Consider the following 24,740-nt stretch of genomic DNA (forward strand, 5'->3'; position numbering starts at 1 on the left):
TACAGCCTGCGGGACTGCCATGAACACATCGCCATCCGACCTCGAACTCCAGGAAATGGAGGCCCGGGCGGCCATGGCCCAGCCCGGACCGTGGAAGTCATGGATCGAAGGCCGGGATTTTCTAAGCGGATCGAATTTCATTCAAATCGGGGCAGGAGCTGGCCGAGGCGAAGATATCGAGCTGAGCGGCGCTACTGTCGCCGACCAGGATTTCATAGCAGCCGCACGCCAGGACATCCCTCGCCTTGTGGCCGAAGTCCGCAGACTTCGCGGAATCCTCGATCGTCAGGAATAAGGAGGCAGCGAGGCCTGCCCTACCTCAGCCACTTCTCATAGTCGGCCACCAGCAGGTGCACCGGGGCGACATCTTCGTCGATGTTGGAGAAGCGGCCGATCGGCTCGCGGAAAACATTGTCGGTGAGATCGTCGTTGACGGTCGACACCTCACCGATCAGCACATCCTTGCCCTCGGCCCAGAAGGCATGCCAGACGCCCGGCAGCAGCGTGACGCTCTGGCCCGGGTCGAGCTTCAGCAGGCCGCCAGCCGGCAGCCGGTGGATGGTTCCATCGACGGGCACCGACACCTCGGCCTTGAGATCAATGCCGCCGTCGCGGTCGTGCATGAACAGTTCCAGCACCAGCTTGCCGCCGCCACGGTTGATGATGTCCTCGGCCTTGATGTTGTGGCGGTGCATGGGCGACAGCTGGTCCTTGCGCGAGATCATGATCTTCTCGGCATAGAGCATGCCCATGCCCTTCTTCATGTCCTCGTAGCGGCCGTTGCGCACGGTGAACAGGAACAGGCCGAGCTCGTTGAATTTTTCCTGGCCGTAATCCGTGATGTCCCAGCCGAGTCGCGAGGTATAGATCGCCGAGGAATCGACCTGGCGCGCCTTCATCTCCTCGGGCGACCAATAGGCGAAGGGCGGCATGATATAGCCGAACGAGCGGATGAAGGCGTCGGCTTCGCGGATGACGTCGTTGATGGCGGAGCGTTTCATGATCGTGACCCTTCGTGTGGATTTTTTAGACAAATCGCATAGCCGAACGCCGCTGCGGTGTCGATCCATCTCGCCGTGCCCGCGCCTGCGCTACTCGCGGATGGCCCAGCGGTCCGGTCCGCTGGCCGCATGACATCAAGCACTTTCAGGCTCATAAACCCTGCGAATTCTCACAGGGATAGAAGATGCCGACCGTCCACGATCTCGATACGCCGTCGATCCTGATCGACGCCGCTCGCGCCGAAGCCAACATTGCCCGCGCACAGGCCCACGCCGACAGGAACGGACTGAAGCTGCGGCCGCATATCAAGACGCACAAGCTGCCCTATTGGGCGAAGAAGCAGGTCGCGGCGGGTGCCGTCGGCATAACCTGCCAGAAGATCGGCGAGGCCGAGGTGATGGCCGATGCCGGGCTGTCCGATATTTTTCTACCCTACAACATCCTCGGCCGCGCCAAGCTGGAACGGCTGAAGGCGCTGCACGGCCGCGTAACTCTGTCGGTCACTTCCGACAGCATGGAAACGCTGGAAGGGCTGGCGGCCACTTTCACCGATTCCGGCCATCCTCTCCAGGTTCTGGTCGAATGCGACACCGGCATGGGCCGCTGCGGCGTGCAAACGGCTGATGGGGCGGTTGCGCTGGCAAGGCTGATCGACAAGGCCGATGGCCTCGCCTTCGGCGGGCTGATGACCTATCCAGCCGCTGGCCGCGCGGCCGAGGCCGAAGCCTGGCTTGCGAAAGCCAAGCAGGTGCTGGCCGCTTCAGGCCTCGCTTGCGAACGCATCTCCAGCGGCGGCACCCCGGACATGTGGCGCTCCAGCGATGCATCGGTCGTCACCGAATATCGTCCTGGCACCTACATCTATCTCGACCGCTACCAGGTCGCCAAAGGCGTGGGCACCTTGAGCGATTGCGCGCTGACGGTGCTGTCGACAGTGGTCAGCCACCCGACGGCAACCCGCGCCATCCTCGATGCCGGCAGCAAGGCGCTGTCCAGTGACACGCTGGGGCTGAAAGATTTTGGCGAGCTCCTCGGCGCTCCCGACGCAAGGGTCACCGGGCTCAGCGAAGAACATGGCACCGTCACGCTTTCCGGCGACGCGAAGCTGCGCATCGGCGAGCGTGTGCGCGTGGTGCCCGACCATTGCTGCGTCGTCACCAATCTGTTCAACGAGGTCAACCTGATCGACGGCGAGCAGGTGCTCGAAACGTTGCCGGTGGCAGCGCGCGGGCTGATGGCCTGACCGCCTACGGTCCAGTGACAGGTGGGTTTCAGGCCGGTTGCCGCTCCGCCTGCCGAGCCGCTACCCGCCGCATGGCGATCACCCGGCGGCGGCGGATTTCGGTGCGCATCGCCATCAGGTGCAGCGTGAAGAACAACGCCGTGAACCCGACGGCCATGACCAGCAGCGGCCAGAGCAGGCTGGGGTCGATGGTCGGGCCGCCGAGGCGGAACACCGAGGCCGGCTGGTGCAGCGTGTTCCACCAGTCGACCGAGAATTTGATGATCGGGATGTTGATGAAGCCGACCAGCGTGATGATGGCAGCGGCCCACGCGGCGCGGCTGGCGTCGTCGAGCGCACGGGTCAGCGCGATGATGCCGAGATACATCAGGAACAGCACGAAGACCGAGGTCAGGCGCGCGTCCCAGACCCACCAGGTGCCCCACATCGGCTTGCCCCAGATCGAACCGGTAATCAGCGCCAGTGCGGTGAAGACGGCGCCGATGGGGGCCGCCGATTTCAGCGCGACATCGGCCAGCGGATGCCGCCAGACCAGCGTGCCAAGGGCTGAGACCGCCATCAGCGAGTAACACATCATGGCGAGCCAGGCGAAGGGCACATGGATGTACATGATGCGCACGGTAATGCCTTGCTGGAAGTCCTCGGGCGCGGCGAAACTCATATAAAGCCCGACGGCAAGGATGAGCGCGGCGATCGTCGCCAGCCATGGCACGACCTTGTCGGCCAGCCCAACGAAGCGCGTCGGGTTGGCAAGGCCCATCCAGCCGCTCAGGCGTGAAGTCGTGTCGCTCATGCGGCTTTACATAAACCGCCGGCGCGATTGGGGCAATCGAGCGGCGGTGTCGCAGGCTTGGTTACCCCCTTGTTGGGAGGGTCGCTGCGAAGCAGTGGGGCGGCACTGCCCCACCGGGACCTTCGGTCCGACCTCCCCACAAGGGGAGGTAAAGAACAATGATCACGCTGCCTCGCCCTGCACTGAGCGGCTGAGGCGGCGGACTTCCTCGTCGTTGAGCAGGCCGCCGGCGCGCAGCAGGCTGGCAAAGCGGCCGTTGCGCAGCGACAGTTCGGCGAAGCCACCCATTTCGACCACCCTGCCCTTGTCCATGAACACGACCAGATCGGCGTCGCGAACAGTGGTCAGGCGGTGGGCGATGATGAAGGTGGTGCGGTCGCGCCGCAATTCGTCGATCGCTTCCTTGACGCGGTCCTCGGTCTCGACGTCGAGCGCGCTGGTCGCCTCGTCGAGCACCAGGATCGGGGCGTCCTTCAGCACGGCGCGAGCGATGGCGATGCGCTGGCGCTCACCGCCCGACAGCTGGCCGCCACGTTCGCCGACCACCGTGTCGTAGCCATTGCTCTTGGCCAGGATGAAGTCCTGCGCGGCAGCCGCGACGGCCGCGGCATGGATCTCGTCATTGCTGGCTTCGGCACGGCCGACGCGAATGTTGTCCTCGATCGAGCGGTTGAGCAGTCCGGCATCCTGGAACACGGTGGCGATCGAATGGCGCAGCGACTTGCGGGTCACGGTGCGGGTATCGATGCCGTCGATCAGGATGCGGCCGCTGGACGGCGAGAAGACGCGCTGCAGCAAATTGATCAGCGTGGTCTTGCCGGCACCCGTCGGTCCGACAATGGCGACGGTCTGGCCGGCCTGAACCTCGAAGGATACGTCGCTGACGCCCTGTCCCGAATTGGCGAACTCGAAGCAGACATCCTCGAAGCGGACATGGCCGGTGACATTGGTGAGATCGCGCAGGCCATCCGGCTCGGCGGCATCGGCGGCCGAGTCCTCGAGCTTGTAGAACTCCTCGAGTTTGGCGCGAGCCTCCGAAATCTGGTTGGCGAAAGCCGACATCTGGTCGAGCCGCGAGATCAGCAGCGTGGCGAAGCCGGTGAAGGCGATGACATCACCGACGCGCAGCTGGCCATGGGTCACCAGATAGGCGCCGATCAGAAGCACCACCATCATCGAGATGGTCGACGAGAGGCGATTGAGCGCATTGGCGATGGCCCACCAGTCGAGCACTGGGTTCTGGGCGTCGAGCAGGTTCTTGACATAGCGGCGCAGAGTCTCGGCCTCATGGCCAAGGCGGTTGTAGCTCTGGAGAACGGCGACGTTGCTCACGGAGTCCGTCACATGGGCGAACACCTTGTGATAATGGCGCTCCACGGCGGCCTGGCCCCCCTTGGTGCGCTTCATCACCAGACGGCCGATGCCGACATAGAGCACGCCAAGCGCGAGCAGCACCATCGACATACGCACATCCATGCTGAGCGCCGTCGGCACGAGCAGGACGAGCGCGACAGCCGTGGACAGATGCTGGCGCATGAATTCGAGCCACAGGCTGAACAGCGTCTCAACGGCACGCAGCAACGTGTGCAGGGCGTTGGACGTGCCGCGCTGATGATGCCAGGCGAGCGGCATGGTGATGACGCGCTCGAACGACTGGCACAGCACTTCGCTACGCCGGGCGTGAGCAAAGCGGTCGGCGCCGCGCGCCACCAGGACGAAAGCGATGACGTTGAAGGCGCCCAAACCGGCCCATACGGCAAGCGTGGAGAATACCGACCCATGCGCGGAGATGGCATCGATCACCCGGCCAAACATGATCGGCTCCAGGATGGCGATGGCGGCAAGTGCGACATTGGCGCCGCAAATCAGCGCGACGCGCCTCTTGTCGGCGGCCAGATAGCCCAGCGCTCTCCAATAGATCTGCAGAAGTGACACTTCAGCTACTCCGCCAATTCTCTACTGTGCTCAATGCGGTATTGTGCACTGCACCATTGCTTGACACGTAACGGTTGACGCGTCGCAAAACAATGCCCGTCTATCGCTTCCGTTCCCATTTAGCGAACAAAAGATGACGACGATGCGAAATCTGACGTGATCACCTAACGGTTTGAGATAAAAGGTGAAATGTCAGCCTTGCGGCAAAATCATGGCAGTGGCCGAGCGCTGCCACATTTTTAATCACGGCAGGCTTGCATGAAGTGTCAGGCGACGCCTGGCGGACCCTGGCGGACGCCGTCAGCGACCGCACGCAAGTAAACATTCGCGGCATCGCGCGTCCCGAAGGACGCGCGATCTATCGACCTAAGACGTTGATTTTACGCCGGTATCTTGACCACGACCTCAGTCTGGGTGCCGGCTTTCGGTTCGAAGGAGGCGGACTTTGTTTTCGAACCATCGACTTCGAGCGAGATCGTCTTGGTTTTTTTGTCGCGAACGACGTGAACCTTGATCTCGGCGCCCAGCATCTTGAGGGAAGCCTGGTAGCCATCCCAATGGCTGGGCAGTTTCGGCCGAAACGTGATCTGCTTGCCGCGCCGTTCGATGCCGAGGATGCCTTCGACCGCTGCCCGATAGAGCCAGCCCGCCGAGCCGGTGTACCAGGTCCAGCCGCCGCGCCCGCCCTTGTCGTCTCCGGCATAGATATCGGCGGCCACCACGTAGGGTTCGACGCGGTATTGCTCGGCCGAGGCCTCGTCGGAGGCGTGGTTGACCGGATTCAGCATCGAGAAGCAGCGATAGGCTTCGTCGGTTTGCCCCATCTCGGCCAGCGCGATGACGAACCACGTCGCCGCATGCGTGTACTGGCCGCCATTCTCGCGCACGCCGGGCGGATAGCTCTTGATGTAGCCGGGGTCCTTCTGCGTCTTCGAGAAGGGTGGCGTGAACAGTTTGACGATCTTGAGCTTGTCGTCGACGAGCAGGCTGGTCGCCTGCTGCATCGCCGTCGTCGACCGCGCCGGGTCGCCCTCGCCTGAAAGCACGCTCCAGGACTGGGCGATGGAATCGATCCTGCACTCTTCGGAGGTGCGCGATCCCAAGGACGTGCCGTCGTCAAAACTGCCGCGCCGGTACCACTCGCCGTCCCATGCCGTGCTCTCGAGCGCCCGCTTCAGCGCCTCGGCATGCTTTGCCCAGGCCTGGGCGCGCTTGTTGTCGCCCTCGCCCTTGGCGACGGCGGTGAAGTCGCCCAGCGTCTTCAGCAGGAACCAGCCCAGCCACACGCTCTCGCCCTTGCCGTGCTCGCCGACACGGTTCATGCCGTCGTTCCAGTCACCGCCAAGGATCAGCGGCAGGCCGGCAGGACTGCTGCGCTTGATGGCCAGGTCGAGCGCGCGCGCGCAATGGTCGTAAAGCGACACCGTCTTCTTCGAGATTTCGGGAGTGAAGAAGGCGTCATGCTCGCCCTCCCCCAGCGCCTGCCCGTCGATGAAGGGCAGTTGCTCCTTGAGGATGGCGGCGTCGCCGGTCACGGTGAGATAGCGCGCCGTGGCGTGGGCCAGCCAGACCACGTCGTCGGAAATCAATGTGCGCACGCCGGCCCCGGTGCGCGGCAGCCACCAATGCTGCACGTCGCCTTCAGGGAACTGCCGCCGCGCGGCGTTGAGGATCTGATCGCGCGCCAGTGTCGGATCATGCGCCAGCAGCGCCAGCGTGTCCTGCAACTGGTCGCGAAAGCCGAAGGCGCCGCTTGCCTGGTAGAAGGCCGAGCGGGCGCGGATGCGGCAGGCAAGGCTCTGATAGGGCAGCCAGTGATTGACCATGGCATCGAGCGCCTTGTCCGGCGTCTCGACCTGAATGGTGTCGAGGAAACCGCGCCACTCGCGCTCATTGTCGGCCAGACGCTGATCGAAATCCTTGCCCCGATGCGTCTGCACCAGCGCGCTTGCCTGCGCCGGGGTGTCGGCATCGCCGAGCAGCCAGAGCAGCGTGACGTCGCCGCCGGCCGGGATCTCGACGTCGCGGGCGATCGCCGCGCAGGGATCGTCGCCAGCCTCGACACGGCCCGACAGGGCCGCGCCGGTCAGCACAGCCTGCGGCAGTTCGCTGGACCCGTGCCGGCCGAGGAACTCCGACCGATCCGATGTCACCGAATGGACAGCGGCGTCGGCGGCCAGGAAGGCGACGCGCTCGCTGAAATCGAGCCCATAGGGGTTTTGCGCCAGCAATGCGCCGGTCGCCCCGTCGCGGGATGAGACGATGGTGGCGGCCGTCCGCGACCGATGTCCGCCAAGCACCCATTCGGCATACGCATAGACGCGCAGCCGCGCCGGCACCGGGCCAGAATTCTGGATGCGCAGCCGCGTGATCTTCACTGGATCGACGGGGTCGACCACATGGGTCAGGTCCATCGATAGCGGCCCGCGCTTCGAGCGGAAGGTGGAGAAGCCCTGGCCATGCCAGGCCTCGTAGGTCATCGAGGGATCGCGCACCACCGCAGCGATCGGCGAGAACGCCCTGCCGCTGGCCTGATCGTAGATATAGATACCCTCGCCCGGCCGGTTCGAGACCGGATCGTTGGACCACGGCGTCAACTGGTAGTCGCGGCTGTTGCGGCTCCAGGTGAAGGCTGCCCCCTCGGCCGACGTATGGAAGCCGAACGAGGCGTTGGAGACGACATTGATCCAGGGCTGCGGCGTGGTGCGTCGGCCGGCCAGGCGCACCACATAGTGACGTCCGTCGCCGTCGAAACCGCCAAAGCCATTCCATTGGCTGAGGCCAGAGCCATCGGCACTGACATCCGCCACGTTCTGCGGGGCAAAGGCATGCGCCGCCGGGATTTCGCGTGGAGCCGGCAATCCGATGGACGGCAGGCCGTCGCGCGCCTGCAAGGCAGCCGCCTCGGCCCGTTCGATCTGATCGAAGATGGTGCCGTTGCGCGTATGCAGCACCACCCGGGCGACGGCGAGCAACGTCTTGTAGGTGGTCTCTTCCATCAGGTCGCGGCGCACCGCGAAAATGTGCTGGCGGGGACCGAGTTCCTTGCCGCGCAGACGGCTGTTTTCGCACAGCGTCTCGACCGCGCGCTGCAGATCCTGGACATAGGACGAGGCCTGCTCGTTGACGACGACGAAGTCGATCATCATGCCGCGGGTGCGCATATATTCCTGGAAGCGCAGCGCCTGGGCGACGATCTCCAGATCGGCGACGTCGCCGATCCTGACCAGGAAGATCGGAAAATCGCCCGAAATGCTGGTCGGCCACAGGCTCGACTGCTTGCCGAGGCCCGAAGCGATGGATTCGGCCGGCAAGCGCAGGAACGCGTCGGGATAGATCAGGTAGCGCGCCAGTTTCTGCACATTGGCGGCGTCGGTCAGGCTGAGGCCCATATGGCGCGTCTGCACCTGGCTGCGCGTCCAGGCCAGCATGGCCTGACGGGCAAAGCTCTCCTGATGGTCGAGACGGTTTATCGCCTCTTCCAGTTCGGTGCGGTTGGCCCCGACCACGGTCCAGAAGGTCAGGGATATCTTCTTGTTTGCGGGCACCCGCACCTGACGGCGCAGCGAGGCGATGGGATCGAGCGTAAAGCCGGAATGACCGCCAAGTCTGGCGCCCGGATCGAAAGCGGCGGCATCGACGATCGAGCGGCCACGGCCGATAAAGGCGCGCCTGTCGGTCTCGGCCTCGGCATCGCGCGCCGGACCCGACGGATCGGTGACGAAATGCACCAGGTTGATATCGGGCTCGCTGGTTTCGCGCTTGCGGCGCGTGGCGAAGATCGCTCCGTTGTTGGCGGCGATTTCAGTCTCCACGAACATCTTGGAGAAGGCCGGATGCGCGTAATCGGAAGCCTCCAAACCCAGCACCAGTTCGGCAAAGGACGTCACCTCGATGAAACGATCGGACGTGCTTTCATTGTAGAGCGTGATGCGACGGCCCTCGCCATTGCCTTCGGAAACGACGATGCATTCGACCTCGGAGCGCAACGTGCCGACCAATTTGACGAAGCTCGCCTTGTCGTCGGAGAACAGGGTCTGCACCTTCTCCTCGGCCGCGCGCTTTGGCTCCGCCGTTGCCGACCACCAGTCTCCAGTGCTGACGTCACGCAGGAAGATGTAGGAACCCAGACGATCCTCGACCGGGTCCGGCTGCCAGCGCGTAACGGAAAGGTCGCCCCAGCGGCTGTAGCCGGAGCCGGTTGCCGTCACCATCACCGAATAACGGCCGTTCGACATCACATTGGTCGAACGCAGCGCCCGCAGGGGATCCAGCACGATGCGCGTGTCGGGGCTCTCGGTTTCGGTCTCGTCCTTGGCGCGCTCGTCCGCTTCGGTCCTGACGGTCGCGGTCGGGATGTCGCGCGGCGCCCTTTCCTGCAGCAGGAGTTCAGCCGATTCGATGACCGGATCGCTGTGGAAACGGTCGCGCAGACGACCCTCGAAGATCGCGTCGGCGACCGCCGCGATCGACATGCCCGAATGGTGCGCATAGTAATTCAGCACGACCGCGTGGTTGGTACCTTCAGGCACGCGCTGCGGCGTGAAGTCGACGGCATCGTAAAAGCCATGCGGGCCAAGCGCACCGATGCCGCGCAGACGCGCGAGATTTTGCACGGCTTCGCGCGGGTTGAACTGCGCCGCCATTATGGTGGCGTAGGGCGCAATCACGGTGTTCTGGCCAAGACCGCGCTTCAGCCCAAGCCCGGGCACGCCGAAATTGGTGTACTGGTAGGTCAGTTCGCGGTCGCGGGCGTTGTAGGCCGCTTCCGAGATGCCCCAGGGCACGTTTTTCTGGCGACCATACTGGATCTGGCGCTTGATGATCAGCTTGCTGGTCTGGTTGAGGATCGAGCCCTGCGCCTCCTTCATCACCAGTGGCGGCATCAGATATTCGAACATCGAGCCCGACCAGGACATCAGCGCGCCCTGGAAGCCGATCTCGACGATCGGACGGCCGAGCCGGAACCAATGTTCGGTCGGCAGGTCACCCTTGGCGATGGCGAACAGGCTGGTCAACCGCGCCTCGGAGGCGAGAAGGTCGTAGCAGCTTTCGTCGAGCTGGTGTTCCTCGACCCGGTAGCCGATCGACAGCAACTTGCGTTCCGGCCGCATCAGGAAGGCGAATTCCATCTCGAAGGCGAAACGACGGGTGCGCTCACGCAAGGTCAGGAGTTTGGCGCGCAGCGCTTCGACGGCGTTGTCGTCGCTGTGGGCATCATGGACATGTGCCTCGCAAGTGGCTTCCAGCCTCGCCGCCCAGTCGACGATGATGTCGCTCTGGGCCGAGCCCGCCTCGGTGTGGATGGCGGTGGCCAGCTTGCGGATCTCGCCCGCCAGCACGGCGAGGTTGATGGTGCGGATCGAGGCCATTTCCGGCTGCGCCTTGATCGTCTCGACGGCGCGCCGCATGCCGTCCAGGCGATCGACGAGACGCTGGCGCAGAGGCCTGAGCTGACGGCGGTCGTCGGGCAACTCATCGAGGCTTTCGCTCAGGATGGTGACCGTGTCGAGAATGCCTTCGAAATCGCCCTGGAGGTGAACGGAAGGCGCTTCCGCCCATTCGGCACAGGCAGCCGCCACAGCCACCAGATGGCCGGCGAGATTGCCGCTGTCGACAGCCGAAATGTAGAGCGGGTAGAGCGGCTTCAGCGTCGTGGTGTCGTACCAGTTGAAGAGATGGCCGCGGTGGCGCGGCATGCTCTCTATGGTCGTCATGGTGGCGTCAATGCGGGTGATGGCATCCGACAGGCTGATCCAGCCGAAATCGCGCGCCGAGACCACCGACAGGAGATAGACGCCGACATTGGTCGGCGACGTGCGCGGCGCCACGACCGGGGCCGGGCTTTCCTGGAAATTGTCCGGCGGCAGATTGTGATGCTCCGCCGTGACGAAGCTTTCGAAATAGTGCCAGGTGCGCCGCGCAATAGTGCGCAGCGTGTGGATATCGGCCTGCGATATGCGCAGCCGGTCCTCGGTTTCGGCCGAGCGGCTGATCCAGCTGGCGATCGCCGGCGAGCCTATCCAGAACAGGGCGAAGAAGAAGGCGACGAAGGCGCCGGTGGAATCGGCCAGCACCGGAATGGCCAGGCCGACGAAGCCGATGATCACGGCGCCGTACATCATGCCGTAATAGGAGCCGACATCGTTGTCGCCGGCCTTGTGGGCCTGGGAAGCGGTGCGCCATTCCAGGAGATTCTGGCGGCTGACGAACAGCCGGTAGAGCGTGCGCACGATGGCGTCGCCCATCATCCAAGCGTTGTGCGCCATCAGCACGATCTTCAGGGCCACCATGGCGGTGCCGAAGGCGACATCGCGCGCCAGCGCCGAGAAATGGCCGCGCGGTGTCTGGTCGCCGCTCTTGGGCAGGATGGCGTTGACGACATCGAAGGTCGGCGCCATGAACAGGCTGAGGATCAGCAGTGCCTGCCATTGCGCGGCCTGTGTGAAGGGCAGCAGGGTCCAGCCGGCGATCGCCGCCATCACCCAGAAGGTCGGCGTCAGCGAGCGGCGCAGATTGTCGACCATCTTCCAGCGCGACAGGGCCGGAACACCGGAACGCGGATCGAGGATGAAGCCCAGCAGCTGCCAGTCGCCACGTGCCCAGCGATGGTGGCGCGAGGCGTCGACCGAGTAGCGAGTCGGATAGTCCTCGACCAGTTCGACGTCGGTGACCAGTGCCGCGCGCGCCAGCGCGCCTTCGAGTAGATCGTGGCTGAGGACGGTGTTTTCCTCGATGCGGCCTTGCAGCGCGGCTTCGAAGGCATCGACATGATAGAGGCCCTTGCCGGTGAAGGACCCATCGCTAAAGACATCCTGATAAAGGTCGGAGACGGCGAAGACATAGGGGTCCAGGCCGCGATTGGCCGAGAACACACGCTGGAAGAACGAGGCCTCGTCGCCTGATGTCAGCGAAGCGGTGATGCGCGGCTGCAGGATCGTGTAGCCGGCGGTGACGACGCGCCTGGCGGCGTCGAAATGCGGGCGGTTGAGCGGATGGCAGAGCTTGCCGACGAGGCTCGCCACCGCATCGCGCGTGGTGCGCGTGTCGGCGTCGAGCGTCATCACATGGACGACTTTTTCCGGCAGCGGCACGTCGAGCGGCAGGAAAGTCGTGTCGCTGTCGCCACGCAGCAAAAGGTCAAGCTCATGCAGCTTGCCACGCTTGCGCTCCCAACCCATCCAGGCCCCTTGAGCGGCGTTGAAGAGCCGGCGGCGATGCAGGATGTAGAAGCGCGGCGCGCCTTCCGTGGGATAGCGGGCGTTGAGACGGGCGATCTCGCCACGGGCATATTCGAGGATCTCGGTGTCGGCCGCATCGATCTCGATCTTGGAGTCGGGCCAGTCCGACAGCAGCGCGAAATGGATCTCGTCCACCAGATTGGCAAGGTAATGGACTTCGAGGTTGCGGATGTTTTCCTCGACATCGTCGCGCGAGCCGATGAGCGATGGCACAACCACCAGCGTGCGCGCCTCGGGCGGCACACCGTGCCTGTAGTCGTAGCCGATCAGGCGTGTCGGCTTGAGGAAGAGCGAGACAACCGTGTTGAAGAACGCCAGCGCGCCCTCGCTCGCCGGCACGGCAAACAGCGCCAGCATCAGGACGATCGAGGCCACCGAAAGGCCGAGATTGGCCAACGCGTTGCCGGTGACGACAAGAAGCAAGGCCGTCAGTGCGAAAACAGGCAGGACGATGCCCAACCATCCGGTCTTGGCGAAGGTCCGCTTGACCGTCTGGCTGATGGTGAGCCGATAGCCGATCGCTTTTTCCAGCTCCAGACGGCGCGGACCGACGAGGAAGAAGCCGACATCGGTATGCGCGGACGGAGCCGGAGCTGAATCGTCGCCATCGCCGGCCGATACGTGTTCGCTGGCGGCGTGTTCGCTAGCGGCCTGGCCGGCCAGTTCGATCGCCTTTTCGGCGACGCGGTATTCCGACAGGTTCGAGCGGCGGGCCAGTTCCTCGATCGCGGTGCGGTATTGGTCGCGCGAGAAGAAGTCGAGCGCGGCAAAATCGGTGCGCTCGCGCAGCACGGTGTCGATGCGGCTGACACCTTCGAACCATACCGTCCAGTCGACGTCGTTGATGAGGCGCAGGCCGCGGATGATGTTGCCGGTCGTCACATTGCCGCTGGACAGCGTGTGATGCTCGGAGATGATGATCTCCTCGGCATCGGAACCAGTCTTTTCGAGCTCGCCTTCCAGCCATTCCAGGGCCTTGCCGGCATTCTGCGAGCCATCGCGCAAGCGGTAGAGAAGCTGCGTGGCAAAGGTTGTGTCCTGCGCGTGAGTGCTGAAATTGGCCAGGATCGCCTGGCGGTCGGCACTCTCGTCGGTCGCCAGCACCTTGTCGGCCACATCGTTGGCGATCTGGCGCATCTGGCGGGTGCGATTGACCCTGACGGCCAGCCGGCGGAGATTTTCGATCAGCACGAAGCGCAAAAGCGACGGCAGCGCCCAGAGTTCACCGATCTTCAGCGGCTCGACCGACTGAAAACCCTGGACGATGGACTTGAACATGGTCGCCGAGACGGAACTGTCCGAATGCGCCACATAGGTCCAGGCCAGCGCCAGCGCGCGCGGCACGGTGCCGCCGTCAGGCAGTTTCAGCGTCGGCAGCTGACGATAGAAGCGGCGCGGCAGGTCGCGCTTGACCTGGAAAATGGTCTCCTCGACCAGATAGTTGTTATCGAGCAGCCATTGCGCGGCCGGGGTGATCGTTTCACCCTTGGCCTGCGCGGCATTGGTCGAACGATAGACTTCGAGGATCTTCTTGGCGCTGTCGCGGATGCGGGCCTGGAAATCGAAGGGGATCAGGCCGAACAGGTCGGCGAGATCGCCCTTTGCCAGGCTTTCGCCGAGCAGCCTCAGGCGCTCCTCCGGCAGGAATGTCGACCTTATCGGCTCTTCCGTGATGGCCGGGAAGCTCGCGCTTGTCTTCTCGATCTGGGCAGGATTCGTCTGAATATTCATTGAAAATTCCGTAAGCGGGCACTCAGCGGCGTCACCGCCACGGCAATGGCCCTAAAACCGGTTCAAATGCAATTGGTTGCATCAACCCCTATGCCGAAAGTTTGTTTCCGCACCACGACAGAGCGTCATCTTTCGACCAAACTCAAAGACGAGCGCCCCTCGCTCTCGTCAGGATCGATCGACGGAGAGGATTCGGGCTTTTTCGTGATCCCGGCGGGAGCTTACTCTATATTTCGCCGGCATTGCGATCATGTTTGGAAACAGGCGGTAACCGTTGGCGCGAAAGCGTCAGGCCGCGGTGGTTATCCGGACCACGAACAGCGTCGTATCCTGCGCCGGCTCAACCTTCAGGATGGGAGTTTCCGGCCCGATCAGCAGCGTGTCGAGCGGCCCGAGGCGAATTGACCCAGCCTCGGGGAAAGCAGCTTCGCCCTTGTGGCAAAGGATGAGGATCGAACCGGCCCGGGTCGCGATGTCCACAGGCCGTGAAATCGCCAAGCGCTCGACCGAATGCAGCGTGCGGCCGCGGCGCGTCATGACGTTGAGGTCGGTGATCGGGCCGGCGATCAGCGCGGCACTGGTCGGCAGGTCTGCTGGAAAGGCAAAAGGCGCGGAAGCCGGCGTCAGCCGCACCGCGGGCCGGCCGGCGACATCGAGCACGACGCCATCGCCTTCCAGCACCGACAGCGTGCGGTCTATGTCGGCAAAGCTGGAGAACGGCCCGCTGCCCTCGACGCGGGCCATCGACACGCGCCAGTCGAACTCGTCAAGGCCGGCGCCGTCGGGCGAGACAGCGATTTCGGTCGTCGTGCCGCCGCCGTTCTTCCACGGCATGACGCGGTAGTCGGCGGCACGAAGGATGCGCATGATTTCAGCCTATCAGCCGAGAATGCCGGGCAAATTGAGCTGGTGCTCCTTGGCGCACTCGATGGCGATGTCGTAGCCGGCATCGGCGTGGCGCATGACGCCGGTCGCCGGATCGTTCCACAGCACGCGCTCCAGGCGCCTGGCGGCGTCCTGCGTACCGTCGGCGACGATGACCATGCCGGCATGCTGGGAAAAACCCATGCCGACGCCGCCACCATGATGCAGCGACACCCAGGTGGCGCCCGACGCGGTGTTGAGCAGCGCATTGAGCAGCGGCCAGTCGGACACGGCGTCCGAGCCGTCCTTCATCGCCTCCGTCTCGCGGTTCGGTGAGGCGACCGAGCCGGAATCGAGGTGATCGCGGCCGATGACGACCGGCGCCTTGAGTTCGCCCTTGGCCACCATCTCGTTGAAGGCGAGGCCCAGCCGATGGCGGTCGCCGAGACCGACCCAGCAGATGCGCGCCGGCAGGCCCTGGAACGAGATGCGCTTGCGCGCCATGTCGAGCCAATTGTGCAGATGGGTGTTGCCCGGCGTGAGTTCGCGTACCTTGGCGTCGGTCTTGTAGATATCCTCGGGATCGCCGGAGAGCGCGGCCCAGCGGAACGGACCAATGCCGCGGCAGAACAGCGGGCGAATATAGGCCGGCACGAAGCCTGGGAAGGCAAAGGCGTTCTCAAACCCTTCTTCCTTGGCGACCTGCCGGATGTTGTTGCCGTAATCCAGCGTCGGCACGCCCGCGTTCCAGAACGCCACCATCGCCTCGACGTGTTCGCGCATGGACGCGCGAGCCGCCTTCTCGACCGCCTTCGGGTCGCTGACGCGCTTCTCGCGCCATTCGGCCATCGTCCAGCCCTTCGGCAGATAACCGTTGATGGGGTCGTGGGCCGAGGTCTGGTCGGTAACCATATCGGGGCGTATGCCGCGCCTGAACATTTCCGGCACGATCTCTGCCGCATTGCCGAGCAGGCCGACGGACTTCGCCTCGCCGGCCTTGGTCCAGCGCTCGATCATCTCCATTGCCTCGTCGAGCGTCTCGGCCCTCTCGTCGACATAGCGGGTGCGCAGGCGGAAATCGATGGAGTCCGGGTTGCACTCGATGGCCAGGCAGCAGGCGCCGGCCATGATGGCGGCCAGCGGCTGGGCGCCGCCCATGCCGCCGAGGCCGCCGGTCAGGATCCATTTGCCCTTGAGATTGCCGCCATAGTGCTGACGGCCGGCCTCGACGAAGGTCTCGTAGGTGCCCTGCACGATGCCCTGCGTGCCGATGTAGATCCACGAGCCGGCCGTCATCTGGCCGTACATCATCAGGCCCTTTTTATCGAGGTCGTTGAATTTATCCCAGGTCGCCCAGTGCGGCACCAGGTTGGAGTTGGCGATCAGCACGCGCGGCGCATCCGCGTGGGTGCGGAACACGCCGACCGGCTTGCCCGACTGCACCAGCAGCGTCTCTTCCTCGCCAAGCGTCTTCAGCGAGGCGACGATGCGGTCGAAATCGTTCCAGGTGCGTGCCGCGCGGCCGATGCCGCCATAGACGACCAGTTCGTTGGGGTTCTCGGCGACATCGGGGTCGAGATTGTTCATCAGCATGCGCAGCGGCGCTTCGGTCGTCCAATAGCGGGCGTTGAGCTTGTCGCCGCGCGGCGCTCGCACTTCGCGGATGTTGTGGCGAGGGTTGTTCATCATTGTCCCTTTCAGCAAGACGGGCGACGCGTCAGCGCCTTGCCCAGTCGATCGCGGTTTCGAGGATGGTCTTCAGCGTCGCTCGGATCGGCGCTGCATAGGTGGGGTCATAAGGGACCGGCCAGTTCTCCGGCGACCCCTTCTGCGACGGCTCGCGCATGTAGCCACGGTTGGAGAGCTCCATCTGCAGCGCATGAACACCGTTCTGCGGCTGGCCGAAGCCGCGGGTGATCGAGCCGCCCTTGAAGCGGCCGTTGACCACCCAGGTCTCGCCGGTCGCGGCGAGGATGGCGGCGACCTTGTCCTGAAGAACGGGATCGGTGCTCTTGCCGTCATTGGTGCCGAGATTGAAGACCGGCAGCGTGCCTTCGAACAGGCGCGGCAGCACCGAGCGGATCGAATGGCAGTCGTAGAGCACGATCTTTTCATGCATGCCGCGCAGGCGTTCGATCTCGGCCTGCAAGGCGGCATGATAGGGCTTGAAATAGCTCTCGCGACGCTGATCAATCTCGGATGGGGTCGGTTCCTCGCCCATGCGATAAAGCGGATCGCCGTCAAATGTGTCGGTCGGGCAAAGCGTGGTCGTGGTCTGCCCGGGATAAAGCGAAACGCCTGACGGGTCGCGATTGACGTCGATCACGGTGCGCGAAATGGCGGTGTGCACGACGGTTGCGCCGAGGTCGTTGGCGAAGTCATAGAGCTTGTCGATCCACCAGTCGCAATCGCGGCGGCCGAGCCAGGGCGACACCAGCCGGGGTTCGAGGCCAGCGAGGTCGATGCCAGTGTGCGGGATCGACACCAGCAGCGGTGCTGTGCCTCGGCTGACGGTGAGCCAGGGTGTGGCGGCCATCACGCCGTTCCCGCAATCGACGGCAGCGCCACCGCGCCGGCAGCCCTGACGGTCGCGCCGCTGCGCACCATGGCGATTGCCTTTTCCATATCGGGGTGGAAGTGGCGGTCATTGTCGAGATGCGGCACTTCGGCCCGGACCAGCTTGCGCACCGCTTCCAGCGCAGCGCTCGACGCCAGCGGCTGGTGGAAATCGCAGCCTTGCGCGGCGGCCAGCAATTCGATGCCGATCACCGCGGTGGCGTTCTCGACCATGCCGATCAGCCGGCGCGCGCCGTGCGCGGCCATCGAGACGTGGTCTTCCTGGTTGGCCGAGGTCGGGATCGAATCGACGCTGGCCGGATAGGCCTTCTGCTTGTTTTCCGAAACGAGTGCGGCCGCCGTCACCTGCGGGATCATGAAGCCGGAGTTGAGGCCGGGCTTGGGCGTCAGGAAGGCCGGCATGCCGGACAGCGCCGGATCGACCAGCATGGCGATGCGGCGTTCCGACAGCGAGCCGATCTCGCAGACGGCCAACGCGATCATGTCAGCGGCGAAAGCCACCGGCTCAGCGTGGAAATTGCCGCCGGAGAGCGCCGTGTCATCCTCGGCGAAGATCAGCGGATTGTCGGTCACGCCATTGGCTTCGGTGCCGAGCGTATCGGCAGCCTTGCGCAACACGTCGAGGGCGGCGCCCATGACCTGCGGCTGGCAGCGCAGGCAATAGGGATCCTGCACGCGCTCGTCACCGACACGGTGCGATTCGCGGATGACACTGCCGGCCATCAGATTGCGCAGCGCCTCCGCCGTCTCGATCTGACCTCGATGCTTGCGCAGTAGATGAATGCGCGGATCGAAAGGCGCATCGGAACCCTTGGCGGCATCGGTCGACAGCGCGCCGGCAACCAGCGCCGACTGGTAGAGCACTTCGGCTTCGAACAAAGCGGCGAGCGCGTAGGCGGTCGAAAACTGCGTGCCGTTGAGCAGCGCCAAGCCTTCCTTGGCGCCCAGCGTCACGGGCTCGAGGCCGTGCGAGACGAAGGCGACCTTGGCCGGGAACCGGCCATGCGGGGTAAAGCATTCGCCGACGCCGATCATCACCGCCGTCATGTGCGACAGCGGTGCGAGATCGCCGGACGCGCCGACGGAGCCTTGCGCCGGCACCACCGGGATGACGTCGTTGGCGAGCATCGCTTCCAGCAAATTGATGGTTTCGGGGCGCACGCCGGAGGCGCCCTGCGCCAGGCTGGCAAGTTTCAGCGCCATCATCAGCCGGGCAATTGCAACCGGCATCGGCTCGCCGACGCCGGCGGCGTGCGACAGCACGATGTTGCGCTGCAAGGTCTCGAGGTCGCCGGCGGGAATGCGCACGCTGGCCAATTTGCCGAAGCCGGTGTTGATGCCGTAGACCGGCTCCCCTTTGGCGACGATCCTGGCGACAGCCTCGGCGCTCGCCTTGATTTTTGGACGACAGGCCTCATCCAGCTTCGGCACGGCGCCACGGTAGATAGCGCGCCAGTCGGCCAGCGTCGCATTGCCGGGCTTCAGGGTCAGTTCGGTCATTGTCCTCTCCAGATGCGGGCATGCAGCGGGTTGAAGCCCATGCGGTAAACGAGTTCGGCGGGGCGCTCGATGTCCCAGATCGCCAGGTCGGCGGATTTGCCGGATTCCAGCGTGCCGGCCTTGTCGAGAAGGCCAAGCGCCCGCGCGGCCTCGCGGGTGACGCCGGCAAGGCATTCATCGACGGTCAAGCCAAAGAGCGTTGCCGCCATATTCATGGTGAGCAACAGCGAGGTGAGCGGCGAAGTACCGGGATTGCTGTCCGTCGCCACCGCCATCTTCACGCCATGGCGGCGGAACAGCTCGACAGGCGGCTTCTTGGTCTCGCGGATGAAGTAATAGGCGCCAGGCAGGATCGTCGCCACCGTGCCGGCCTTCGCCATCGCGGCAGCGCCTGCCTCGTCGGTGTATTCGAGATGATCCGCCGACAATGCACCATAGCTGGCGGCAAGCGCGGCGCCGTGCAGATTCGAAAGCTGGTCGGCATGGAGTTTCACCGGCAGCCCAAGCGCTTTCGCCTTGTCGAAGACGCGCGCCATCTGCTCCGGCGAAAAGGCGATGCCCTCGCAAAAACCATCGACGGCATCGGCAAGTTTCTCAGCGGCGACGTCCGGCAGGATCGTGCCGGCGACGAGATCGATGAAGGCGTCCTTGCCACCATGGGCTTCGGGCGGCAGCGCGTGCGCGGCAAGGCACGTCGTGCGGACGGTGACGGGGCGCTCATTGGCTAGCCGGCGGGCGGCACGCAATGACTTCTTCTCATTGTCGAGATCGAGGCCGTAGCCCGATTTGACCTCGACCGTCGTGACACCTTCGGCCATCAGCGCATCGAGGCGCGGCAGCGTCTGGGCAACGAGCTCATCCTCGCTTGCCTCGCGCAGCGACTTGACCGAAGACACAATGCCGCCGCCGGCGCGGGCGACTTCCTCATAGGTGGCACCTGCCAGCCGCATCTCGAATTCGTTGGCACGGTTGCCGGCATAGACAAGATGCGTGTGGCAATCGATCAGGCCCGGCGTGATCCAGCGGCCCTCGCAATCGACGGTCTCGGCGCCCTGCCCCGCCGAAGCCGGCATGTCCGCTTCGGCGCCCGCATAAACAATGAGACCATCGCGCGCGGCGATCGCGCCTTTCTCGACAATGCCGAGAACAGCCACACCGTCGGCCATGGTCGCCAGGCGCGCATTGCGCCAGACACGAAGGCCGCTCTTCCCGTTTGCTCCACCCATCATCTTTTCCATTTGAAAGGATGACGATTATGTATATACATATTGGAACGCGACGCAAGTGGTCTCGTCGCCCGGGCATGCAGATTTGGAGACAGACGTGACGGTGATCTTTGCGGAACAGGCGCTGCTGCCGAAGGGCTGGCAAGGCAATGTCAGGATCACGCTCGATGGCGGCCGCATCGCCTCTGTCGAAGCGACCGCCATTCCGCAGGCCGGCGACGAGCGCTGCGCCATTCTCGTGCCCGGCATGCCCAATCTGCACAGCCACGCCTTCCAGCGCGGCATGGCCGGCCTGGCTGAGCTTCGCGGCCCCTCCGCCGACAGTTTCTGGAGCTGGCGCGAGGTTATGTACCGCTTCGCGCTGTCGATGACGCCCGATCAGGTCGAGGCGGTCGCCGCGCAGCTCTATGTCGAGATGCTGGAGGCCGGTTTTTCCCGCGTCGGCGAATTTCACTATCTGCACCACGACCGCGACGGAAACCCTTACGCCAATCTTGCCGAGATGGCCGAGCGCATCGCCGCCGCCGCCGGCGAAACGGGCATCGGCCTGACGCTGCTGCCGGTGTTTTACGCGCACTCCTCTTTCGGCGGAGCGGCTCCGAACGAAGGCCAAAGGCGATTCATCAACGATGTGAATCGGTTCTCCCGGCTTGTTGAGAAGTCCAGCGAATCGGTTCGCGCGTTGAATCAGGCTGTCGTTGGCGTCGCCCCGCATAGTCTGCGCGCCGCCACACCGGAGGAATTGACCCAAGTTGCTGCTTTGGCGCCGAATGGGCCGATCCACATCCACGTCGCCGAACAGGTGAAGGAGGTCGAGGACTGCCTCGCCTGGTCCGGCGCGCGCCCGGTCGAATTCCTGCTGGCCAAAGCCGAGGTCGACCAGCGCTGGTGCCTGATCCACGCCACGCATATGACCGATGCGGAGACGATCGCCTTGGCCAAGAGCGGCGCCATCGCCGGCCTTTGCCCGATCACCGAGGCCAATCTCGGCGACGGCACGTTTGCCGCACCGCTTTTCAGGGAGCACGGCGGCCGCTTCGGTATCGGCTCCGATTCCAACGTGCTGATCGGCCTGCCGGATGAGCTGAGGCAGCTCGAATATTCGCAGCGCCTCGCCCACCGCGCCCGCAATGTGCTGGCCGTGGCCGGTGGTTCGACCGGGCGGGCGCTGTTCGATGCCGCGCTCGATGGCGGCAGCGTTGCGCTCGGTGCCGGCGCCTCGCAGATCGCCATTGGCGGTCCGGCCGATTTCGTCTCACTCGACGCCGGCCATCCTTCGCTGGCCGGCAAGACCGGCGACGCCATCCTCGATGCCTGGATCTTCGCCAATGGCAGCACGATCGATTGCGTCTGGGTGCACGGCAAGAAGCAGGTCAGCGGCGGCAGTCATGCCAAGCGCTCGGCAATCGCCGAGCGATTCCGCAAAGTCATGACCGACCTGTCGCAGAATTGAAGCAGGACGTTTGATGAGCTTGATCGAGACAGACGATGTTGACGGCGCAGAGAGCATCTCGCTGCATCAGCGCATCCTGTCCGACATCAGGGAAAAGATCCTGTCGGGCGCCTGGGCGCCCGGACATCGCATCCCGTTCGAGCACGAACTGACGACCGAGTACAATTGCTCGCGCATGACCGTGAACAAGGCGCTGTCGCAGCTGGCCAAGGCCGGGCTGATCGAACGCCGCCGCCGCTCGGGCAGCTTCGTCCGCCGGCCGCAGTCGCAGGCAGCGGTGCTGGAACTGCACGACATCAGGATCGAGGTCGAAGCGCTTGGCCTGCCCTATCGCTACGAGCGGCTGGAACAGCTGAAGCGCCGCAGCAACGCGGAGGACAGAGCGCTGCTCGGGCTATCCGCCGCAGGGTCGGTGCTATGGGTCGAAGGCCTGCATTTTGCCGGCGAACGGCCATTCGCGCTCGAGCAGCGCCTGATCAATCTTTCCGCGGTGCCGGAAGCCGGGGACGAAGAGTTTCTGGAGATCGCCGCCGGCCCCTGGCTGATCGGCCGCGTACCATGGAGCGAGGCCGAGCACCGCATCCGTTCCATGGCCGCCGATGAGGCTATCGCCGACGCGCTCGACATCGATCCGCGCGCGCCTTGCCTGGTGGTCGAGCGCCGCACCTGGAGTGCTGAACGCCCGGTTACGCATGTGCGGTTTATCTATCCGGCGGAAAGTCACACGCTGGTGGCAAGATTCACGCCATCGCAGGGGTAAGCACCTCTTACCCTCCCCTTGTGGCGAGGGTCGCTGCGAAGCAGCGGGGTGGGGGCGGCGCCAGCCCCCCACCCGGACCTGCGGTCCGACCTCCCCATAAGGGGGAGGTAGAAGGCCGGCCGTGCCTTAAATCGCCGCCGTAACGATAATCTCGACCAGATATTCCGGACCGGCGAGCTTGGCTTCGCCGGTGGCGCGGGCGGGGGTGTGGCCCTGCGGCACCCACTTGTCCCATTCAGAATTCATTTCTGCGAAGGTACCCATGTCGGCCAGCCAGATGATCGCCTGGACGATCTTGGTCTTGTCGGTTCCGGCCTTGGCCAGCAATTCGTCGATGGTCATCAGGATGTCGCGGGTCTGCGAGGCGACGTTGCCTCCGGGCTCGCCGACCTGGCCGGCCAGATAGACGGTGTTGCCGTGGATGACAATCTGGCTCATGCGCGGGCCAACATCGATGCGACGAATGCTCATGGGAGGTTCCTTCCTGTTACGGGTTGCGACTGTTTAGAGTTGCGGTTCGCTTGGGGCAAGGCCGCCGGCGCCAAATCCCCTTGGACCAGTGCGCAAAGGACTCACGGCAAGTTGAGCCGCCGGTCGCAATTCCGCCCGATTGGCTTGTTGACTAATGTAATAACATCACATATCCAGTCGGCCCTTGCCCGCGGCCGGACTTCGCTGCTCCACGGAACGACATGACCCAGACCTGCCTGACATTCCGTGACCTGACGCTGGGCTATAACAGCCACCCGGCGATCCACCATCTCGACGGCACGATCCGCAAGGGCTCACTGACCGCCGTTGTCGGCGCCAACGGCTCCGGCAAGTCGACGCTGATGAAGGGCATTGTCGGCGTGCTGAAGCCGATGGCCGGCGAGGTTGTTCGCGCGCCAGGCGTGCGCGCCGCCTACCTGCCGCAGCAATCGGAACTGGACCGCTCCTTCCCGGCGCGCGTCGTCGACCTGGTCTCGCTCGGTCTCTGGCCGAAGCGCGGCATGCTCGGCCGCTACACATCAGAGGATCGCGCGGCGGTCAGCCAGGCGCTGATGGCCGTCGGTCTCGGCGGCTTCGAAAAGCGGCCGATCGACACGCTGTCAGGCGGCCAGCTGCAGCGCACGCTGTTCGCGCGGGTCTTGCTGCAGGACGCCGACCTCATCCTGCTCGACGAGCCGTTCAATGCCGTCGATGCCAAGACGGTCGGCGACCTGATTGCCCTGATCAAGCGCTGGCATGGCGAGGAACGCACCATCATGGTCGTCGTCCATGATCTCGATCTGGTGCGGCAGAATTTTCCCGAGACCTTGCTGCTTGCCCGCCAGCCGATCGCCTGGGGCGAAACGCGCGAGACGCTGAAGCCGGAAAACCTGCTGCGCGCCCGTCGCTTCCATGAGGCCTGGGAGGAGAACGCGCCCTGGTGCGAACCCGACGAGCATGGTCATGACCATGACCATGGCCATGATCATCATGGCCACGATCACGACCATCACCATGGCGCCGGTCCGAGGGCTGCCTGATGGACGCGCTCTACGGTCTGTTCATCGCACCGTTCGCCGATTTCGGTTTCATGCAGCGGGCGCTGTTCGGCTCGCTGATGCTGTCGCTCGGCGCCTGCCCGATCGGCGTCTTCCTGATGCTGCGGCGCATGAGCCTGTCGGGCGACGCCATGGCACACGCCATCCTGCCGGGTGCGGCGGCCGGCTTCCTGTTCTACGGGCTGGAAATCCTGCCGATGACCATTGGTGGCCTGATCGCCGGCATCATCGTCGCGCTCGGCGCCGGTGCCGTCTCGCGCTTCACCATCCAGCGCGAGGACGCTTCGATGGCGGCCTTCTACCTGATTTCTCTGGCCATCGGCGTGCTGATGGTGTCGATCCGCGGCTCCAGCGTCGATCTCATGCATGTGCTGTTCGGCACGGTGCTGGCGCTCAACAACGAGGCGCTGACGCTGATCGGCGGCATCGTCGCGGTGACGCTGGTCAGCCTCGCCATCTTCTGGCGGGCGCTGGTCGCCGAATGCCTCGATCCGCTGTTCCTGCGGTCGGTCAGCCGGATGGGCAGCCCGGTGCACTTCATCTTCCTTGGTCTGGTCGTGCTCAACCTCGTCGGCGGCTTCCAGGCGCTCGGCACGCTTCTGTCGGTCGGGCTGATGATGCTGCCGGCAGCCGCCGCCCGCTTCTGGACCGTGCGCGTCGAGCCGATGTGCGTGCTGGCCGTGCTGATCGGCTTTGCCTCCTGCGTCGCCGGACTGCTTCTGTCCTATCACGCCTCGCTGCCGTCCGGCCCGGCCATCATCCTGTCGGCCGGCGTCGTCTACTTCGCCTCGATCCTGTTCGGCACGCGCGGCATTCTGCGCGCCCGCATCATCCATCACCGTCACAGAACGGCCTGATCCCCGCCCCTCGAAAGGAGTCCCCCGCC

Annotated in this window: 16 protein-coding genes; 6 read left to right on the top strand and 10 right to left on the bottom strand. The window is 64.6% G+C overall.

All coding sequences use genetic code 11. The annotated features are described in order from the left end of the window. The first annotated feature begins 19 nt into the window (after nucleotides 1-19). On the top strand, nucleotides 20-295 hold the full coding sequence (locus CK226_RS09115) for a hypothetical protein (RefSeq protein WP_179295927.1): 276 nt from the start codon (nucleotides 20-22) through the stop codon (nucleotides 293-295). Nucleotides 296-314: 19 nt separating this feature from the next. Here CK226_RS09115 and CK226_RS09120 read toward each other — a convergent pair whose 3' ends face one another. Then, a complete protein-coding gene (locus CK226_RS09120) occupies nucleotides 315-1,001 on the bottom strand; it encodes a D-lyxose/D-mannose family sugar isomerase (RefSeq protein WP_095791629.1) in 687 nt (228 codons plus the stop codon). Between the two features lie 185 nt (nucleotides 1,002-1,186). Between CK226_RS09120 and CK226_RS09125 the strand changes: the two genes are divergently transcribed. Beyond that, nucleotides 1,187-2,245, top strand: coding sequence for a D-TA family PLP-dependent enzyme (locus CK226_RS09125; protein WP_095791630.1), 1,059 nt, complete (start codon nucleotides 1,187-1,189; stop codon nucleotides 2,243-2,245). A 28-nt stretch (nucleotides 2,246-2,273) separates the two neighbouring features. Here the strand turns inward: CK226_RS09125 and CK226_RS09130 are convergent, their stop codons facing one another. The 8 genes from CK226_RS09130 to hutI form a co-directional block, all read right to left on the bottom strand. Next, complete coding sequence (locus CK226_RS09130; protein WP_095791631.1) at nucleotides 2,274-3,038, bottom strand: heme ABC transporter permease; 765 nt, start codon at nucleotides 3,036-3,038, stop codon at nucleotides 2,274-2,276. Nucleotides 3,039-3,200: 162 nt separating this feature from the next. After that, a complete protein-coding gene (locus CK226_RS09135; protein ID WP_095770491.1) occupies nucleotides 3,201-4,973 on the bottom strand; it encodes a glucan ABC transporter ATP-binding protein/ permease in 1,773 nt (590 codons plus the stop codon). Nucleotides 4,974-5,353: 380 nt separating this feature from the next. Beyond that, nucleotides 5,354-13,945: a glucoamylase family protein gene (locus tag CK226_RS09140; protein ID WP_095791632.1), complete on the bottom strand. Its 8,592-nt coding sequence runs from the start codon at nucleotides 13,943-13,945 to the stop codon at nucleotides 5,354-5,356. A gap of 288 nt (nucleotides 13,946-14,233) precedes the next feature. Beyond that, a complete protein-coding gene (locus tag CK226_RS09145) occupies nucleotides 14,234-14,812 on the bottom strand; it encodes a HutD family protein (RefSeq protein ID WP_095791633.1) in 579 nt (192 codons plus the stop codon). A 12-nt stretch (nucleotides 14,813-14,824) separates the two neighbouring features. Further along, the gene (gene hutU, locus CK226_RS09150) at nucleotides 14,825-16,498 is read right to left on the bottom strand and encodes a urocanate hydratase (protein WP_179301002.1); all 1,674 of its coding nucleotides are present in this window, start codon (nucleotides 16,496-16,498) and stop codon (nucleotides 14,825-14,827) included. Nucleotides 16,499-16,526: 28 nt separating this feature from the next. Next, nucleotides 16,527-17,345 (bottom strand): N-formylglutamate deformylase, encoded by an 819-nt coding sequence (gene hutG, locus CK226_RS09155; RefSeq protein WP_095791634.1) that lies wholly within the window; start codon nucleotides 17,343-17,345, stop codon nucleotides 16,527-16,529. Beyond that, nucleotides 17,345-18,886, bottom strand: a complete 1,542-nt coding sequence (gene hutH, locus CK226_RS09160; protein ID WP_095791635.1) for a histidine ammonia-lyase — start codon at nucleotides 18,884-18,886, stop codon at nucleotides 17,345-17,347. The genes hutG and hutH overlap by 1 nt, the downstream gene beginning before the upstream one ends. Further along, nucleotides 18,883-20,112: an imidazolonepropionase gene (gene hutI, locus CK226_RS09165; protein WP_179301003.1), complete on the bottom strand. Its 1,230-nt coding sequence runs from the start codon at nucleotides 20,110-20,112 to the stop codon at nucleotides 18,883-18,885. Before hutI ends, hutH begins: the two co-directional genes overlap by 4 nt. A gap of 97 nt (nucleotides 20,113-20,209) precedes the next feature. On the opposite strand from hutI, the gene CK226_RS09170 reads away from it, so the two are divergent. Beyond that, nucleotides 20,210-21,565, top strand: coding sequence for a formimidoylglutamate deiminase (locus CK226_RS09170; protein ID WP_095791636.1), 1,356 nt, complete (start codon nucleotides 20,210-20,212; stop codon nucleotides 21,563-21,565). Nucleotides 21,566-21,578: 13 nt separating this feature from the next. Beyond that, nucleotides 21,579-22,325, top strand: a complete 747-nt coding sequence (gene hutC, locus CK226_RS09175; RefSeq protein WP_095788398.1) for a histidine utilization repressor — start codon at nucleotides 21,579-21,581, stop codon at nucleotides 22,323-22,325. Between the two features lie 126 nt (nucleotides 22,326-22,451). On the opposite strand, the gene CK226_RS09180 is transcribed toward hutC, so the two are convergent. After that, nucleotides 22,452-22,796, bottom strand: coding sequence for a RidA family protein (locus CK226_RS09180; RefSeq protein ID WP_095770498.1), 345 nt, complete (start codon nucleotides 22,794-22,796; stop codon nucleotides 22,452-22,454). Between the two features lie 221 nt (nucleotides 22,797-23,017). Here CK226_RS09180 and aztA point away from each other — a divergent pair, with 221 nt between their 5' ends. After that, entirely contained in the window at nucleotides 23,018-23,836 is an 819-nt protein-coding gene (gene aztA / locus CK226_RS09185; protein WP_095791637.1) for a zinc ABC transporter ATP-binding protein AztA, read from the top strand. After that, the gene (gene aztB / locus CK226_RS09190) at nucleotides 23,836-24,711 is read left to right on the top strand and encodes a zinc ABC transporter permease AztB (RefSeq protein WP_095770500.1); all 876 of its coding nucleotides are present in this window, start codon (nucleotides 23,836-23,838) and stop codon (nucleotides 24,709-24,711) included. Before aztA ends, aztB begins: the two co-directional genes overlap by 1 nt. Nucleotides 24,712-24,740: the final 29 nt, after the last annotated feature.

Source organism: Mesorhizobium sp. WSM4311 (assembly GCF_002295115.1).
GTDB lineage: Bacteria > Pseudomonadota > Alphaproteobacteria > Rhizobiales > Rhizobiaceae > Mesorhizobium.

Excerpts from the sequence above, each read along its gene's own strand:
- aztA (WP_095791637.1), top strand. The coding sequence starts at position 23,018 with ATGACCCAGACCTGCCTGACATTCCGTGACCTGACGCTGGGCTATAAC.
- CK226_RS09130 (WP_095791631.1), bottom strand. The coding sequence starts at position 3,038 with ATGAGCGACACGACTTCACGCCTGAGCGGCTGGATGGGCCTTGCCAAC.
- CK226_RS09115 (WP_179295927.1), top strand. The coding sequence starts at position 20 with ATGAACACATCGCCATCCGACCTCGAACTCCAGGAAATGGAGGCCCGG.
- hutC (WP_095788398.1), top strand. The coding sequence starts at position 21,579 with ATGAGCTTGATCGAGACAGACGATGTTGACGGCGCAGAGAGCATCTCG.
- CK226_RS09140 (WP_095791632.1), bottom strand. The coding sequence starts at position 13,945 with ATGAATATTCAGACGAATCCTGCCCAGATCGAGAAGACAAGCGCGAGC.
- CK226_RS09180 (WP_095770498.1), bottom strand. The coding sequence starts at position 22,796 with ATGAGCATTCGTCGCATCGATGTTGGCCCGCGCATGAGCCAGATTGTC.
- hutI (WP_179301003.1), bottom strand. The coding sequence starts at position 20,112 with ATGGGTGGAGCAAACGGGAAGAGCGGCCTTCGTGTCTGGCGCAATGCG.
- hutU (WP_179301002.1), bottom strand. The coding sequence starts at position 16,498 with ATGATGAACAACCCTCGCCACAACATCCGCGAAGTGCGAGCGCCGCGC.
- CK226_RS09145 (WP_095791633.1), bottom strand. The coding sequence starts at position 14,812 with ATGCGCATCCTTCGTGCCGCCGACTACCGCGTCATGCCGTGGAAGAAC.
- aztB (WP_095770500.1), top strand. The coding sequence starts at position 23,836 with ATGGACGCGCTCTACGGTCTGTTCATCGCACCGTTCGCCGATTTCGGT.
- CK226_RS09120 (WP_095791629.1), bottom strand. The coding sequence starts at position 1,001 with ATGAAACGCTCCGCCATCAACGACGTCATCCGCGAAGCCGACGCCTTC.
- CK226_RS09125 (WP_095791630.1), top strand. The coding sequence starts at position 1,187 with ATGCCGACCGTCCACGATCTCGATACGCCGTCGATCCTGATCGACGCC.
- hutG (WP_095791634.1), bottom strand. The coding sequence starts at position 17,345 with ATGGCCGCCACACCCTGGCTCACCGTCAGCCGAGGCACAGCACCGCTG.
- hutH (WP_095791635.1), bottom strand. The coding sequence starts at position 18,886 with ATGACCGAACTGACCCTGAAGCCCGGCAATGCGACGCTGGCCGACTGG.